We start from the raw sequence: 16,747 nt of genomic DNA, 5'->3' as shown, positions 1-16,747 counted from the left end.
CAAAATTATTTTATATAGAAAAACGTTTTAATAACTTTATTATTGGGAATTCTTCTTTTTCTAAAACTTTTAGAAAGGATCCTCCTCCTGTAGATACGTAAGAAATTTTGTTTTTTATATTTAACATATCTATTACAGATAAAGTATCTCCACCACCTGCTATAGAAAAAGCATCACTGTTTGCAATAGTTATAGCTAATGCTTCTGTTCCTTTTCGAAAATTTTTAAATTCGAATACTCCTATAGGGCCGTTCCAAAAGATTGTTTTTGCTTTTTGTAATATTGGAATCATTTTTTCTATAGTTTTATTTCCGAAATCCATTATTTCTTCGTTTATTTTTATCTCAGAAATATTTCTTATAGTGTCAATGCTATCTTTATGAAACGTAGTGCTTACTCGAGAATCAATTGGTACAAAAATGTTATATTTATCTCGTAGTAATTTAGCTTGATTAACAAAATTAGGTTCAAAAAGAGATTTTCCGACGTGGTGATCAATAGCTATAAATGTATTAGCAATACCCCCACCTACTATTAAGGTATCAGATATTTTTGCTAGTGATTGTAATAATTTAAATTTAGTTGATACTTTGGAACCTCCAACAATTGTAACTGTTGGTTTAATAGGATTTTTTAAAAAATTTTTTAATGTTTTTAATTCAAAATCTAAAAGTAATCCAGAGCATGCTATTTTTGAATATTTAGAAAGACCGTATGTAGATGATTCGTTTCTATGTAGTGATCCAAAGGCATCCATAACAAATATATCGCATAAATCAGCGTATATTTTAGATAGGAATATGCTATTTTCTTTTTCTCCTTTATTAAAACGTACATTTTCTAATATTGCTAATTCTCCTGATTTAATATTAATTCCATTTAAATAACTTTTATAAAAGTGTACTTTAGTTGTTTTAAATATTTTTTTTAAATATTTAAATATAGGAAATAATGATAATTTTGGATCATATATTTCTTCTTTTGGTCTTCCTAGGTGAGAAGCAACAATGACTTTTGCATTTTTTTTTAGTGCTAATTTTATAGTAGGCAATGATGCATGAATACGAGCGTAAGAAGTAATTTTTTTATTTTCGATCGGAACATTTAAATCTGATCGTATAAGTACTTTTTTATTAGACAAATCTAAATCTGTTATTTTTATAATTGACATTTTTTTACCGTCAACAAATATTTAATGGAGTAAGACCCAAAAAATAAATTAATTTGGAATTATTTTAAAACTTATGTTAATTTTATATATTATTATCAATCATATTAAATAGACATAAATATATATTTTAACGCTTTTAATATTGAATTGTAGTAAAACTTAAATACGTATTTAATGTTTTTATATATTAAATGTTTTAATCATATGCATTATATAAATAAGCATTTTGGTTCTTTTTTAAATTTAATTTTTATTGTATGCATGACTTATGTTTTAGGTGTATTGACACTGAGACGCTATATTTAGAACTTTTGATGTATTTTATATTTTAATGTATTTTCAAAAAACTGATGCTGTATCGGAGTATTTTTATACAAGTTTTATTTAAGTTTTAAACCATGATTTTACACCATCTAGAAACATTTGAGTAGATAACATAATTAAAATTAGTCCCATTAATCGTTCTAAAGCATCTACTCCTTTTGTTCCAAATAAACGCAAAAACATGTTAGATGATAATAAAATTATTACTGTACAAATCCACGCTATTAAAAGAGATCCAGTAAGATATAAAATTTTGTTTAAGTGTTCATGTGATAATAATATTAATGTGGCTAAAAGTGATGGTCCCGCTACTAGAGGAATGGCTAAAGGTACTAGAAACGGTTCTTTTTTGATTTTTAATTCGTGATTTTCATGTGCATGGGATGGAAAGATCATTTTAATTGCTACTAAAAATAAAATTATTCCTCCTGATATAGAAACTGTTTCAGTTTTTAGGTTTAAAAATTTAAGAATATTTTCTCCTAAAAATAAAAATAATAGCATTATTAATAAAGCTATTATCATTTCTCTTAGTAAAACGATACGACGACGTTTTGGTTCTAAATTTTTTAATATAGACATGAATATAGGAAGATTTCCAAGTGGATCCATAATTAAAATTAATAAAACTGTTGAAGAAATCATTTCTTTCATAATCTACTCTGATTAAATTTGTTTTTATATGCGAAATAATATAATAAATTATATTTATCAAAAATTAATTATAGACGACTTAGAATGATTTTTGAAAGATATAATTTAAAGTTTTTAAATATTGAGATATTAATATAGAAATTTAGAATTATAAAAAATTTTAAAGTTATTTCGATGTAATAATTATTGTAATATAAACGTGTTAAGATAATTTTATATTTTAAATTTTTAGTATTTCAAATTTAAATAAACTTAATATAAAATCTTATTTTGTTTATGTAATTTTCTGAAAACATTATGTTTTTGTTTTGGTAAGTTTTTATTTATAGATATTTTCGATTTTTAGAATAAAGCTAAAACTTAAGTATGGCATAAAATTTTAAAATTTGTTTAAATATGAATTTAAAATTAAATAAATTTTATTTTATGATTATTGCAATATTAATTGTTGGATAAATTAAATAATGAAAAAATCTGTTGGTTTAATAGGATGGAGAGGTATGGTTGGATCGGTGTTAATACAACGTATGAAAGAAAAAAAAGACTTTTTGCGTTTTAACCCGGTTTTTTTTTCTACTTCTCAAATAAATGAAAAGGGACCCGTTATTAGTGGAAAATATTATGGAAACTTAAAAGATGCTTACAATATTGATTTATTAAGAGAATTAGATGTAATTATCACGTGTCAGGGAAGTCATTATACAAAAAGTATTTATTATAAGTTGAGAAATATCAATTGGACAGGATATTGGATAGATGCATCATCTTATCTTAGGATGAAAAAAGAGGCCATTATTGTACTGGATCCAGTCAACTTGTCAGTTATTAATAAATCTATTGATAAAGGAATTAAGACTTTTATAGGTGGAAATTGTACTGTTAGTTTAATGTTAATGTCTTTAGGTGGATTGTTTGTTAATAATTTAATTGATTGGATTACAGTATCTACTTATCAAGCTGCATCAGGAAGCGGAGCACTCCATATGATCGAATTATTAAATCAGACAAGTCTTATTGATAAAGAAATTTCTACTTATTTAAAAAATCCCGCTGAATCGATTTTAGATATTGAAAGAAAAATTCATAAAATAAGTGTATCTAAAACTTTTCCTATTGATCAATTTCATGCTCCATTAGCTTATAATTTAATTCCTTGGATTGACGTAAAAACAAAATGCGGAAAAAGCAAAGAAGAATGGAAGATTCAAGCTGAAGCAAACAAAATTTTATCATTTCCAAAAAATATTTTAATGGATGGATTATGTGTGCGCATAGGATCTTTGAGATGTCATAGTCAATCATTTTTAATTAAGCTAAAAAAAGATATATCTTTATTAGAAATAGAAAATCTTTTATCACATCATAATCGATGGACACGAGTGATTCCTAATGAAATTAGTGAAACCATCAAGTATTTAACTCCCCTCTCGGTTACTGGCACTCTACTTACTCCTGTTGGAAGATTGAGAAAGTTAAATATTGGAAAAAAATATATATCTGCGTTTACTGTAGGAGATCAATTGTTATGGGGTGCTGCAGAGCCTTTAAGGCGTATGTTAAAAATACTTATTAAATAAAGAAGTAGCTAGCATTAGTTGATTTAATGTTAGTTAATATTACTCACGTAATTATTTTATGAAGTATATATTTTATAAGTATTTATGTTTCATTTAAGTGTTATTTGTTTCTTTAATAGAATAATTTAAAAAATACTAAAAGCTTTTATTTTAGTATTTTTTATAAAATTGTATTGTTTTTATGAGTTATAGATCAGATTTAAATTTTTGAATTAGATATTGATAAGGTAGTATTTCAATGGAAGTTTTTAGTAATACATGATTCATGAATCGGCAAAAATTTGGAATATCTCTAATAGTCGATGGATCGTCTGCTAACACTAAAAGTATGCGTCCATGTTTTATTATTCTAACAGTTTTTCGTAATAGCATAAGAGGTTCAGGACAACGTAAGGTTCTTAAGTCTAATAATTTATATTTTTTACTTTTTTTAATGTTCATATATATTGTTTTAAATGTTTTATTTTATGTAAATATGTTAAATGTATAACTTATGTTTTTTAATATAATTAATTACAGAAATAGGAATAAAATTACAGCAAGATAAATTATTTTTTAAGAAAAATCTAATTTTTGTTGAAGAAATATTTACGCAGGGCGTATCAGAGAAAAAAATGTGTCCAGAAGGTTTTTGCTTTAATAAGATATAATTTGTAGTTTTGTGGTTTTCTATCCATATTTTTAAATTTCTATTATATATATCTTTTTTTTTTAAATATCTCGATAATACAATTAAATGGCACCATTTTAACAATTTATTCCATTTGTACCATTGATCTAGGTTTATTAAATTGTCAAATCCGATAATAAATCCTAATGGCTTTTGATATCCTAATTTTTTTCTCAATATTTTTAAAGTTGTTATTGTATGTGGGATTTTTTTTTTATTTCTAAGTAATTTATGTCAAATAATAATTTATTATTTTTTATTGCTAGTTTTATCATTTCAATTCTATGTTTTGTCAATATTTTATATTGAGTTTTATATAAATTAATATATCTTGGTAATAAAATAATTTTTTTTAAATTAATTTTTTTTGCTAATATTTCTGATGTAATAATATGACCATAGTGAATAGGATTGAAAGTTCCGCCTAATAATGCATACAATTTTGCCATTTTATTTCCATTTAATAATAAAATATACTAACATTTTTGATCATAATGTATGATAAAAGTTTTAGTTGATTCCAAATAGATTTCGTGTAGTGCTTTTTAACGTTAATTTCTATTTTTGTTAATAGTTTAATTACTTGATGAATAATTTGAGTACTTCTTTTATGTGAAAACTTAATTATGAGTTTTTGATTTTTTTTTAAGACATTTCTTTGTGTTAAAGTATAGTCAACTTTCTCTGGTATTTTACGTTGTATCATTAATATAGTTAGTAAAGTGTTCTGTAAGTATCGTATCAAAATTATTTGATTATAATTTTTTATATAAAAATTATTTAATATTCTAATAGATTCGTTATAATCACCAATTAAAATTGCGTTAATCCAATCGTTCGGAGTAAAAATAGCTGCTTCATAAATGAGTTTTTGAATATTTTTAGAAGTAATTAAAGTTGTAGGCCAATTTAGTTTTGAGATATTAAGTATATTATATAAATGTAATGTATTTTTTGAAAAATATTTAAGAAGTAGATCTTTAGAACTTTTATGAAGATTTATCTTTAAGCTGTTTTCTTTATTTTTTATCCAGATATTTATTGTTTTTTCTGTAAGATTATTACAATAAATAATTGTACCGGTTGATTTAAATATATTAAACCATATTTCGTTTTCTATTTTTTTGTTTGTACTTATATGGATAATTAATAGAAGATTTGAATTTATAAAGTTAGACAAGTAAGATAATTGGGTTTTAACTTTTTTAGTCAATAGAGTTTTAGATAAATCAAGGAAAATGATTTTTTTTTCGAGAAATAGATTATTAGTTTTAAAATTGTAAGAAAAAATTTCTAAATTTTCATTATATTCTACTTGGTGCATAAAAAATTCAGAAAATCCATGTTTTTTAGCTAGCTGTAATATATTTTTTTTGCTCTCTTGAATAAACAAATATTCAGTTCCTAAAATAATATAATAAGGGCTTAATTTTTTAAAGTAAGAAGGAAATAATTGTTCTGAATTAATAATGTTCATAGTGTGATTTTAGACATAAATATGATTTTTGTTTAAAAAATTTTAAATTTTTTAATTTGGAACGTTTTGTACAAACTACTTTTTTTATAAAAAATATAATTAAATTTTTGAAATCATAACATAAATTATTTACATGTTATATATGCAAAGGTACTTACATGTTTAAATATGTAATAAATATATTTTTAATATTTTAATTCTATGCTAATAATGAGTAACTAAATTTATTAATTTGTTAGGAATATATACGGTGTTATAAATTTTTATGTTTTTAATATGATTGGATATTTTAGGATCGTTTAGAACTAGTTCTAATATTTCTTTTTTAGAAAGATTGTTTTTTATTAGCATGGTTTTTCGAAATTTTCCATCAATTTGAATTAATATATTTATAAGGTTTTTGTTTATAATGTTTTCTTTTTTAATTTTAGGCCATTTAATATTTTCTATATTTTTTTTATTTTTTAAAAGATATGTTAATAATTTATGACTAAAATGAGGCGTAAAGGGATACATCATTTTTACAATAGATACAAGTATTAATTGCATAAGTGCTATATTTTTATTATGGGAAGTTTTAAAGATATCTGAGAATTTGTTAACTAATATCATTATCTTAGAGATTGCTGTATTAAAAGACTGTCTTTTGTCAATATCGTACGTTACGCTTTGTATAGTATTGTATAAAAATAAGTATAATTTTTTTTGAACATTCGTTAAACTTTTATAATTTAGCAGAGTGTTTATGTTTTTATTATTTTGAACATGATTATAACATAATGACCATATTTTTTTTAGAAATCGGTACATTCCTTTTATACTAGAATCTTTCCATTCTAATGAAGATTCTATCGGTGCAGAAAATACAATAAATAATCTTATAGTATCCGCTCCATATTTTTCGATAATGTTTTCAGGTTCTACTCCATTTTTTTTAGATTTAGACATCTTAATCATTCCTGCATGAAAAACTTCTTTTTTTTTGTATGTGAAATGCTTTTTTACATTTCCCTTGTAATCATATGGTATATGAGAAGATGAAATGTTAATCCAATGTTTATGATTTTCTTGATCGAAATAATAAAAAGCATCAGATAATACCATTCCCTGGCACAAGAGTTTTTTTACTGGTTCATTAGACTGAACGAATCCAAAATCTCTTAAAAGTTTATGGAAAAATCGAAAATACATCAAGTGCATAGTAGAATGTTCTATTCCACCAATATATAAATCTATAGGGAGCCAATAATTTGCAGAATTTTTCTCTATCATACCCCCGTTAAAGTTAGGGCAAGTATATCTAGCATAATACCAAGAAGATTCTACAAACGTATCCAAGGTATCGTTTTCACGTACTGCTAATTCATTATTAATAAGTATTGTTTTTTTTCTTGAGAATTCTTGTTTAGAATGAGTAAGGTTTGTATTTTTAAGTAGTGTAATTGGAAGATAAGTTTCAGGTATAGGAATAACATTATTGTTTTTTAGAGTTGCCATAGGAATAGGAACACCCCAATAGCGTTGTCTTGAAATTCCCCAATCTTTTAATTTATAATATGTCTTTTTTTTTCCTATTTTTGTTTTTTCTAACATTGATGTAATAGAAAGTCGTGCTTGGGGAATATTTAAATTGTCATATTTTTCAGAATTAAACAACATTCCTTTTGTTGTTACGATAGCTTTAGTTGTTATATATGATGCTGTTTTATTTTCTTGAAATATTACTGGTTTTATTTTTATTTTATGTTTTAAAGAAAAATTAAGATCATTTTGATTATGAGCAGGTACACATAGAATAGATTTAGCTACATGTTCTGATAACATATAATTGGCTATCCATATAGGTATTTTTTTTTGAGTTACTGGATGTAAAACAAACATACCTGTATTTACCCCTTCAGTTTTATCAAAATTATTATTAAACATATCTTGATAATTTATATTTTTTATAAATGACTTAACGTTTTTATCAATATAGGAAATTTTTTTTGCTAATTTATGCAAAGGAGATATGGCGACATATGTTACTCCCATTAATTCTTCCGGTTTAGATAAAAACGCGGTAAGTTTTTGTTTTGCATTAAATAGTTGTAAACAAATTTCAATTCCAGATGTACGTCCAATCCAGTTTGATTGCATTATTTTTACTTTTTCTGGCCATTCAGATAATTCGTTTAATCCTTTGAGTAGTTCTTCAGCATATTTGGTTATTTTAATAAACCATTGAGAAATATTTTTTTTAATAACTTTTGTATTACAACGCCAGCATAATCCATCTATGACTTGTTCATTAGCTAGCACTGTTTGGTCAGTTTGACACCAATTAACCCAAGATTTTTTTTTATATATTAAGTTTTTTTTATATAGCTCTATAAAAAACCATTGTTCCCATTTATAATATTCAGGTTTACAGGTAGTAATTTCTCTGTTCCAATCATAGCTAAACCCTAATGATTTTAGTTGTTTTTTCATATATTGAATGTTTTTCTCAGTCCATTTGAAAGGAGTAACGTTGTTTTGTATAGCTGCTATTTCTGCAGGTAGTCCAAATGCATCCCATCCTATAGGGTGTAAAACGTTTTTTCCTATCATGCGTTGATATCTGGCTATAACATCACTGATAGTATAGTTTCTAACATGACCCATATGTAATTTCCCAGAAGGATATGGAATCATTGCCAGACAATAGTACTTTTTTTTGTTGTTATCTTCAATGACTGAAAATGTATTATTTTTTTCCCACATTTTTTGAATATCATTTTCTATTTCTTTTGGTATGTATCTTTTTTTCATAGTTTTAGTTATGTAGTTGTTTAATTTAATTAAAAATATTGTAATGTATCTTATTAAAACAATTTAAATTTGACAATTTTCTAATTTTGAATAAAGAATAATTTTTTGACATAGATATTATATATTTTGAAATTTAAAAATGTTGTATTTATAATTTTTGTAGTATGGATTATTATAATAATAGTATTAGAGTAATAAATTAACACTTTTCTAAAATCTAAAGTTTTTATATGAATTTTTTAAGAACATTGCCATAATTGAACAAATTTTTCAAACCATACATTGTTAATGATAAAAATTAAAAAATTTAATTTAAAAAGAAATTTATTTCTTGTTTTTCTTAATAAGGTAATATTACAAAAAATCGATAAAATAAAAATTTTGATTTTAATTAAATTTAGTATGTATATTTGCATCAAAAAAGTAAAGAAAGGAACATTTGTAATGTTTAACAATATTTCTTTAAAAAATATATTTTTTTAAATAACATTAGAACATATTTTTGTATTTAATTTTACAATTATAAATGTTTTTGTTTATTTATTTTAAATATAGTAGTTATGTTGTAGAGATATTTTATATAGTTTTATAAATTCATTGTTTTCGTTTAAAAACAAATTTAGTACTTTAAATTTAAAAATTATAACATATTGTTATTGATATTATTTTATTAGTTGGTAATAGTTGTTTAAAATTTTATAACTTCTTTCAGAATTATGATTTGTTTGTAAAATATTAATTTTGACAATGGGAGTGTTGATATTTTAACTTTTTATGTCATTATAAAAGTTTTTATAATGATGCAAAATTATTGGTATTGGTATAGAGTATGTAAAATTTCAACGTTTTAAATTGTATTTTATAATGATACAGAAATAAGTAATATTTTAAATCATAAAATTTTAATTAAACATATTAAAATGATATAAGATAGAAAGGAGTATTTAGAAAGATATATTATAAAACAGTAAGTAAACTATTTACATATGATAATAAAATTTTATACAACTAATATTTATATCGATTTGATTACTTTAATATCTAAAAAATTAATTTCTAAAATATTCCTATTGTTTATAATTTATGAAACTTTATAGTTTTATTGAAGATAGTTTAGAACATAGCTCGCATAGTTTATGCGTAAGTATATAGAAATGTTTTTTGTATTTCTTGAAGTTATTGATAAAATTATTTAAAATAATATCTTATTTCCAAGATATGCGTTTCATAACATTAGTCAATATTTTTAATAATTATCGGAGTTTTACTATCTTTTGGAATAGTAACTTTTAATTGTTTTATTCTTCTATTATTAGCAATATGTACTTTGAATGTATATTTTGAAATTTTTATAATTTCACCTTGTACTGGAAGATGTCCAATGATTTTCATAATCAAACCACCGATAGTATCAACTTCTTCGTTACTAAAACTAGTTTTAAAAGTTTCATTAAATTCTTTTATAGAAGTAAAAGATTTTATCATAAATGTATATGGATTTAACTGATGAATATTTAATTCGTTTTTATCATATTCGTCGTCGATGTTACCTACAATTAGTTCTAGTATGTCTTCAATTGTTACTAGACCTGAAACAGCTCCAAATTCATCTATTACTACTGCCATATGATTTTTTTTTAATCTAAATTCTTTTAACATACAGTTAACATGTTTACTTTCAGGTACCACAACAGAAGGTCTTAATATATTTTTTATACAGAAATTATTTTTTTCATTTTCTACGAAAGGTAAAAGGTCTTTAGCCATTAAAAATCCTTCAATATAGTTTTCGTCGTAGTTCATAACTGGAAAACGTGAATGGGAGGATTTTATAATTATATTTAAACATTCGTTTAATGAATAAGTTAATTTTAAAATTTTCATTTGAGCTCTAGGAACCATTATATCTCGAATTTTCTGTTGTGTGATATTGATTACTCCTTTCAGCATATCGCAAATATCTGAGTCTAATAATTTGTTTTTTTTAGAATAGTGTATTAACGTTAATAGTTCTTTTTTACTTTTTGGTTCTTCATGAAATACCTGCTTGAGTAAAACAGAAAAGAAATTTTTTTTTTTGTTATTATCACTTTTTTGTGAATGATTGTCATTCATTTCGTATTAATATATATCTCTTATATGTTAGTTGAAATTGGTATTTTAAGATGTTTTAATTTTTGTATTTATTTTGTAAGGATTTTGATATCCCAGAGATACCATGGCTTTTATTTCTAGATCTTTCATTTTTTTAAAATTATTATAATTTTTATGATTATATCCTAATAAATGCAATGTGCCATGTATTATTATATGTGCCCAATGTGATTCTATTGTTATATTTTTTATTTGTGCTTCTTTTTTTATAATATTTCCACAGATTACTAGATCACCGATAAAATCAGATTTGATTATTTTATTTGTAGTAGATGGAAAAGACAATATGTTTGTAGTTTTATTTTTTTTTCTATACTTAAAATTTAATAATTTTATTTCAGATTTTTTGACAATTCTGATTGTTACTTCAATGTTAGATCTTTGATTCTTTAAATTAGCTTGTATCCATTTTGCATATTTTTCTTTTTTTGGAAAATATGACTGTTTATAACAAGCTGTTTGCAAATTAATAATTATTGATGTCATTAAAGTAATATACGCATATTGTTTTAATAAAAATTTTTTAAGATTTTAACTGTTAAATTTTTTATAATAATAACCTTTGAGAGAATTAGGGTTTATTTTTACAATTTCTAAATTAACAAATTGTCCTATCATATTAGGATTACCTTTAAAGTTTACTACTCGGTTGTTTTCTGTACGGCCTGATAATTCCATTGGATTTTTAAGGGATGGTCCTTCTACTAATACTGATTGTATACTTCCTAACATTTTTTTGTTCCATAGTTTTGCATTTTTGTTAATAAGCGTTTGAAGTTTATAAAGTCGTTGTTTTTTTATTTTTATTGAGTTTATATCTGATAGTTCTGAAGCTGGTGTTCCAGGTCTAGGGGAATATATAAAGCTAAAACTCATGTCAAAGTTTATTTCTTTTATTAAATGTAAAGTTTCTTCGAAATCTTCTTGAGTTTCTCCTGGAAATCCAACAATAAAATCTGAACTAATTTGAATTTTTGGTCGGTTTTTGGTTATTTTTTGAACAATTTTTTTGTATTCTTGAATGTTATGAGCTCTTTTCATGAGCTTTAATATTCGATTAGATCCACTTTGTACTGGTAAATGAAGAAAATTAACTATTTTTTTTGTATATAAATAAGTATCAATTATATCATCTGTAAATTCGATAGGATTATTTGTTGTGAATCTAATTCTTTCAATTCCTTCTATAAGAGATACTAGTTTTAACAGTTCTGAAAACTTACAAATTTTTCCGTCAAAAGTTTTTCCTCGATATGCATTAACATTTTGCCCTAGCAAATTAACTTCTCGAACGCCTTTTTTTGATAGGATAGAGATTTCTAACAAGATATCGTCTACTGGACGACTAATTTCATAACCTCTAGTATAAGGTACTATACAAAATGAGCAAAATTTATTACATCCTTCTATTATAGTTACGTAAGCTGTTACCGATGTTGTTTTAGGATATTCAATAAAATCAAATTTTTCTATCAAAGGAAATTCAATATCAATTACATGTTTATTATATTTCTCTACTTTTTCTATCATGTATGGAAGTCTATGTAATGTTTGCGTTCCGAAAATGATGTCTACGTATTTTGCACGTTTGAAAATTTCTTCTCCCTCTTGAGTTGCTACACAACCACCTACTGCTATAATAACATTTGGTTTTTTTTCTTTCAATTTCCTCCATCTTCCTAGCTGATGAAAAACTTTTTCTTGTGCTTTTTCTCGAATAGAACATGTGTTTAAAATTAGAATATCTGCCAGTTCAGGAAAGTAAGTTTTTTCAAATTTGTATTTATTTTGTAACAAATTAGTTATCATAGAAGAATCATATTCATTCATTTGACAACCCCATGTTTTTATATATATTTTTTTTTTAGTCATGATATTTTTCGTTGTAAAAATAAATGGGTCAAATAGATGTTATGAAGCGCGTTTTAATGTTAGTTTAAAGTTAATGCACATATTATATATATAACTTATATAGTTTATATGTATTAAAAATATATTTATCTAATATATTTTACGATTTTATCCATATTTTTTTATTGGTAGCATTTTTAATGCGAATTTTATCATTATTTGAAATGTTTTTTTTTATTACTGCTTGAATCCATTTAGTTTTAGTATTAATTTGGGATGTTGCTAAAACGTATCCAATGTTTTTCCATTGTTTATCTTTAGTTTTTGATTCTATGATTTCTCCTACTTTTATAATTGTATCAGATTTTGTAGTTATCCAAGATAAATTATATTTATTTAAGTTTTTATAATGTGCTTTGGAGATCATTTCCTGTCCATAATAACATCCTTTTTTAAAGTCTAAACCTTTTAACTTTTCTAAATTAAGTGATTGTGGAAGAAATTTTCCGCTGGTCTCTTTTTCTATAATTGGAATGTTAGAAGCAATATCCAATGTAAGCCATAAATCATTGTTTGTTTTTTTTGTTAATTGTAATATTTTTTTTAAAATAATATTATTTTTTTCTGAAATAAGTAAGAATCTTTCGCATGGAAAGTCAAATTTTAATAAAATAATGTTATCTTGACGATATACTGAAGAGTTTTTTTTTGGAAAGTTTTGAAAATATTTTGATAATTCTGTTTGTGCTTCTTTTCCGATAATTCCCAAGCACAACATATTGATGTTATTAAAAATTTTTATTTTAGAGAAAATAGAATATTTTTTTAGTTCTTGAATTTGGAGATTGGATGTACTTTTTCTTTGAAGGTACATATAATTGTTTTCACAAAATTTAAATATACGTAAATTGCTCCATACTTTTCCATTAATATTACAATGAGCACATATTGCGTGATTTGAATCTAGTTTATTTACATCAATAGTTATTTGATTTTGTAAATATTCTTTACTATTGGATCCTATTATATTTGTTAACGTCCATTTTTTTAAGGTTATAAGTGTTATATTGTTTTCAAATAAATAAGGGAAATATTTTTTTATTAACTTAGATGTATTCATTTAATTTTTATCCAGGTCTTACAAATAGAAATTAATATATTTCAGAAATTTAAATTATATAATTTATTTTTATTAAATAATTTAATTATTTTAATCAGTTATTCAATTATTAACAAAAAAACAATGTATATATCATATAATATATATAATTAAGTATTTAAAGTATATTTATACAAATATTTTATATTTTAATTAATTTGTATATATAGTTTTACATAAAGTATATTTTGTATTTTTAAACATACCAATTCATATGAAAATTGAGAGATTTTTAAAAATGTATGATATTAGTTTAATTCAACGTCGTATTAAAATATGTCTTAAAAAGATTAATGATTTAAAAAAATTTTTAAAGTATGATTGTAAAAAAGATAGGTTATTAGAGATTAACTCTTTATTAAAAGAATCTGAAATTTGGAAAAATTTTAGTTTAGTGGAAAATTTAAATAAAGAAAAAAATTTTTTATTGTCAGTAACGAATTCAATAGGGAATGCAGAGTCTAATTTAAATGCAATAATAGAAATTCTTAATATGTCTATTAAAGAAAATAATGAATATTTGTTACATGACATTGTTAGCGAATTAGAATTATTGAATAATTCTATTGATCAATTAGAATTAAATTTTATTTTTTCTAAGAAATACGATTATTTAAATTGTTATTTAGACATACAATCTGGTTCTGGAGGAACAGAGGCACAAGATTGGGCTAATATGTTATTTCGAATGTATTTAAAATGGTCTAGTTTAAAAGGTTTTAAAACTGAAATTTTAGAAAGAACATATGGTGAAATAATTGGAATAAAATCTGCGACGATTAAAGTATTAGGAAAATATGCTTTTGGCTGGTTACGTACTGAAACAGGTGTTCATCGTTTAGTTAGAAAAAGTCCATTTAGCCCTAATAATCAACGTCATACTTCTTTTTCTTCTGCATTTGTCTATCCGGATATTGATAATTCTATACAAGTTAAAATTAATTCTTGCGATTTAAGAATTGATGTATATCGTGCATCTGGTGCGGGAGGACAACATATTAATAAAACTGAATCTGCAGTAAGAATTACGCATATTCCTTCGGGGTTAGTAACTCAATCGCAAAGTAGTCGTTCTCAACATAAAAATAAAAATACAGCATTGCAACAGTTAAAGGCAAAGTTGTATAAGATTACTATGGATAAACAAAATGATGAAAAAAAAATTCTTGAAGATAAAAAATCGGATATAAGATGGGGCTATCAGATACGTTCATATATATTAGATAATTCTAGAATTAAAGATTTAAGAACAGGTATTGAAACAAAAAATATACAGTCTGTTTTAGATGGAAATTTAGATTTATTCATTAAACCTAGTTTAATGCAAGGTTTTTAAATATATAATTTTTTAAAATAATAAGAGGTTATTATGAATAATATTATTAATAATGAAGAAAAACAACGACGGAAAAAATTAGATGTGTTAAAAGATTGTGGTTTTAATTTTCCTAATGATTTTAAACCTAAAAATAATTCTATAAGTATTAATAACACTTATAAATTATATAGTAGTAAAAAATTAAAAAAGTTAAATATTTTTATAAGTATTGCTGGTCGAATTTTAAAGAAACGAGTAATGGGAAAAAGTTCTTTTTTTATTATAAAAGATTGTCAAGGAGAGATGCAATTATATGTTTCCCAGAATAATTTCGTTGATAAGTTTTATATAGATGTAGTAAAAAAATTAGATTTAGGTGATATTATAGGCACTGAAGGATATTTGTTTAGAACCAACACTGGAGAATTATCTATTTATTGTAAAAAGTTAAAATTATTAACTAAATCGTTAAGGCCATTACCAAATAAATTTCATGGATTATATAACAAAGAAATACGATATAGACAGAGATATTTAGATCTTATTAGTAATAAAAATTTAAGTTTTATTTTTAAAGTTCGGTCAGATATATTTACAAGTATCCGAAGGTTTATGTCAGAAAATGAATTTTTAGAGGTTGAAACTCCTATGATGCAAAATATTCCTGGAGGAGCTTCTTCTCGTCCTTTTGTAACACATCACAATTCTTTAGATCTTGATTTGTATTTAAGAATTTCACCTGAATTATATTTAAAACGACTGATTATTGGAGGATTTAATAAAATTTTTGAAATTAATAGAAATTTTCGAAATGAAGGAGTTTCAAGATGGCATAATCCAGAATTTACTATGATGGAAGTATATATAGCATATTCAGATTATAAAGATATGATGATTTTTACTGAAAAATTTTTAAAAGATATAATTAAAGTAATTATCGGTAGTTTAAAATTTAAATATGGAAAATATGATTTAGATTTTTCTAAAAATTTTCAGAAGTTAACTATGAAGCAAGCAATATTATATTTTAATTCAGATATTACATTATCTGATTTGAATGATCTAGATAAAGTAAAGAGCATAGTTAGTATGCTTGGGATAAAGATAGAAAAAACTTGGGGGTTAGGAAAATTAATATCAGAGATATTTGAAAAAACAGTTGAAAAAAATTTGATTCAGCCTACTTTTATAACTGATTATCCTATAGAAATTTCTCCTTTGTCTAGAAGAAATGATATTAATTATGATATTGCTGATCGCTTTGAATTATTTGTTTCTGGTTATGAATTAGCAAATGGATTTTCAGAATTAAATGATTCAGAAGATCAAAAGAACCGATTTTTAAATCAGAAAAAATTGGAAAATATGCAATATGAAGAGAATACAATGTTATATGATGAAGATTATATCACTGCACTTGAATATGGATTACCTCCTACTTCTGGATTGGGTATAGGAATTGATCGATTAATTATGATTTTAACTAATCAAGCTAGTATTCGTGATGTCATTTTTTTCCCTATTCTTAAACCTATTAATCCTGTTTTATAAATTATTGTTTATTTGTGAATACGTTATATTATTTTATTTTTTATTTTA

14 protein-coding genes are annotated in these 16,747 nt (G+C 23.6%); 3 read left to right on the top strand and 11 right to left on the bottom strand.

Annotation, left to right across the window (positions count from 1 at the left end; all coding sequences use genetic code 11):
- Nucleotides 1–10: 10 nt before the first annotated feature.
- Both U0T63_02045 and U0T63_02040 read right to left on the bottom strand, forming a co-directional pair.
- Nucleotides 11–1,171 (bottom strand): phosphoglycerate kinase, encoded by a 1,161-nt coding sequence (locus U0T63_02045; protein ID XBC39119.1) that lies wholly within the window; start codon nt 1,169–1,171, stop codon nt 11–13.
- Nucleotides 1,172–1,555: 384 nt separating this feature from the next.
- Nucleotides 1,556–2,149, bottom strand: coding sequence for a YhgN family NAAT transporter (locus U0T63_02040; protein ID XBC39118.1), 594 nt, complete (start codon nt 2,147–2,149; stop codon nt 1,556–1,558).
- Between the two features lie 464 nt (nt 2,150–2,613).
- On the opposite strand from U0T63_02040, the gene asd reads away from it, so the two are divergent.
- Complete coding sequence (gene asd / locus U0T63_02035) at nt 2,614–3,726, top strand: aspartate-semialdehyde dehydrogenase (GenBank protein XBC39117.1); 1,113 nt, start codon at nt 2,614–2,616, stop codon at nt 3,724–3,726.
- 186 nt (nt 3,727–3,912) lie between these two features.
- Here the strand turns inward: asd and tusA are convergent, their stop codons facing one another.
- The 9 genes from tusA to ygfZ form a co-directional block, all read right to left on the bottom strand.
- The gene (gene tusA, locus U0T63_02030) at nt 3,913–4,167 is read right to left on the bottom strand and encodes a sulfurtransferase TusA (GenBank protein XBC39116.1); all 255 of its coding nucleotides are present in this window, start codon (nt 4,165–4,167) and stop codon (nt 3,913–3,915) included.
- Between the two features lie 37 nt (nt 4,168–4,204).
- Nucleotides 4,205–4,573 carry a hypothetical protein gene (locus tag U0T63_02025; protein ID XBC39115.1) on the bottom strand — a complete coding sequence of 123 codons (369 nt, stop codon included), beginning with the start codon at nt 4,571–4,573 and terminating at the stop codon, nt 4,205–4,207.
- Between the two features lie 14 nt (nt 4,574–4,587).
- The gene (locus tag U0T63_02020; protein XBC39114.1) at nt 4,588–4,845 is read right to left on the bottom strand and encodes an adenylyltransferase/cytidyltransferase family protein; all 258 of its coding nucleotides are present in this window, start codon (nt 4,843–4,845) and stop codon (nt 4,588–4,590) included.
- 11 nt (nt 4,846–4,856) lie between these two features.
- Nucleotides 4,857–5,873, bottom strand: coding sequence for a DNA polymerase III subunit delta (gene holA, locus U0T63_02015; GenBank protein XBC39113.1), 1,017 nt, complete (start codon nt 5,871–5,873; stop codon nt 4,857–4,859).
- 204 nt (nt 5,874–6,077) lie between these two features.
- A complete protein-coding gene (gene leuS, locus U0T63_02010; GenBank protein XBC39112.1) occupies nt 6,078–8,666 on the bottom strand; it encodes a leucine--tRNA ligase in 2,589 nt (862 codons plus the stop codon).
- 1,233 nt (nt 8,667–9,899) lie between these two features.
- Entirely contained in the window at nt 9,900–10,781 is an 882-nt protein-coding gene (gene corC / locus U0T63_02005; protein ID XBC39111.1) for a CNNM family magnesium/cobalt transport protein CorC, read from the bottom strand.
- 45 nt (nt 10,782–10,826) lie between these two features.
- Nucleotides 10,827–11,306, bottom strand: coding sequence for an rRNA maturation RNase YbeY (gene ybeY, locus U0T63_02000; GenBank protein ID XBC39110.1), 480 nt, complete (start codon nt 11,304–11,306; stop codon nt 10,827–10,829).
- Nucleotides 11,307–11,351: 45 nt separating this feature from the next.
- Nucleotides 11,352–12,692 carry a tRNA (N6-isopentenyl adenosine(37)-C2)-methylthiotransferase MiaB gene (gene miaB, locus U0T63_01995; GenBank protein ID XBC39109.1) on the bottom strand — a complete coding sequence of 447 codons (1,341 nt, stop codon included), beginning with the start codon at nt 12,690–12,692 and terminating at the stop codon, nt 11,352–11,354.
- A gap of 139 nt (nt 12,693–12,831) precedes the next feature.
- Nucleotides 12,832–13,791: a tRNA-modifying protein YgfZ gene (gene ygfZ, locus U0T63_01990; protein ID XBC39108.1), complete on the bottom strand. Its 960-nt coding sequence runs from the start codon at nt 13,789–13,791 to the stop codon at nt 12,832–12,834.
- Nucleotides 13,792–14,068: 277 nt separating this feature from the next.
- Between ygfZ and prfB the strand changes: the two genes are divergently transcribed.
- Together prfB and lysS are read left to right on the top strand one after the other, a co-directional pair.
- The gene (prfB, locus tag U0T63_01985) at nt 14,069–15,166 is read left to right on the top strand and encodes a peptide chain release factor 2 (GenBank protein ID XBC39497.1); all 1,098 of its coding nucleotides are present in this window, start codon (nt 14,069–14,071) and stop codon (nt 15,164–15,166) included.
- A gap of 33 nt (nt 15,167–15,199) precedes the next feature.
- Nucleotides 15,200–16,699: a lysine--tRNA ligase gene (gene lysS / locus U0T63_01980; protein ID XBC39107.1), complete on the top strand. Its 1,500-nt coding sequence runs from the start codon at nt 15,200–15,202 to the stop codon at nt 16,697–16,699.
- Nucleotides 16,700–16,747 lie beyond the last annotated feature (48 nt).

This window comes from Buchnera aphidicola (Nurudea shiraii) (assembly GCA_039829955.1).
Lineage (GTDB): Bacteria > Pseudomonadota > Gammaproteobacteria > Enterobacterales > Enterobacteriaceae > Buchnera_B > Buchnera_B aphidicola_AY.
This window is presented reverse-complemented; position numbering and strand designations above follow the sequence as displayed.

What these genes read in the sequence shown, in the direction of transcription:
- U0T63_02045 (XBC39119.1), bottom strand. Translation starts at nt 1,171, where the DNA reads ATGTCAATTATAAAAATAACAGATTTAGATTTGTCTAATAAAAAAGTA.
- U0T63_02040 (XBC39118.1), bottom strand. Translation starts at nt 2,149, where the DNA reads ATGAAAGAAATGATTTCTTCAACAGTTTTATTAATTTTAATTATGGAT.
- asd (XBC39117.1), top strand. Translation starts at nt 2,614, where the DNA reads ATGAAAAAATCTGTTGGTTTAATAGGATGGAGAGGTATGGTTGGATCG.
- tusA (XBC39116.1), bottom strand. Translation starts at nt 4,167, where the DNA reads ATGAACATTAAAAAAAGTAAAAAATATAAATTATTAGACTTAAGAACC.
- U0T63_02020 (XBC39114.1), bottom strand. Translation starts at nt 4,845, where the DNA reads ATGGCAAAATTGTATGCATTATTAGGCGGAACTTTCAATCCTATTCAC.
- holA (XBC39113.1), bottom strand. Translation starts at nt 5,873, where the DNA reads ATGAACATTATTAATTCAGAACAATTATTTCCTTCTTACTTTAAAAAA.
- leuS (XBC39112.1), bottom strand. Translation starts at nt 8,666, where the DNA reads ATGAAAAAAAGATACATACCAAAAGAAATAGAAAATGATATTCAAAAA.
- corC (XBC39111.1), bottom strand. Translation starts at nt 10,781, where the DNA reads ATGAATGACAATCATTCACAAAAAAGTGATAATAACAAAAAAAAAAAT.
- ybeY (XBC39110.1), bottom strand. Translation starts at nt 11,306, where the DNA reads ATGACATCAATAATTATTAATTTGCAAACAGCTTGTTATAAACAGTCA.
- miaB (XBC39109.1), bottom strand. Translation starts at nt 12,692, where the DNA reads ATGACTAAAAAAAAAATATATATAAAAACATGGGGTTGTCAAATGAAT.
- ygfZ (XBC39108.1), bottom strand. Translation starts at nt 13,791, where the DNA reads ATGAATACATCTAAGTTAATAAAAAAATATTTCCCTTATTTATTTGAA.
- prfB (XBC39497.1), top strand. Translation starts at nt 14,069, where the DNA reads ATGTATGATATTAGTTTAATTCAACGTCGTATTAAAATATGTCTTAAA.
- lysS (XBC39107.1), top strand. Translation starts at nt 15,200, where the DNA reads ATGAATAATATTATTAATAATGAAGAAAAACAACGACGGAAAAAATTA.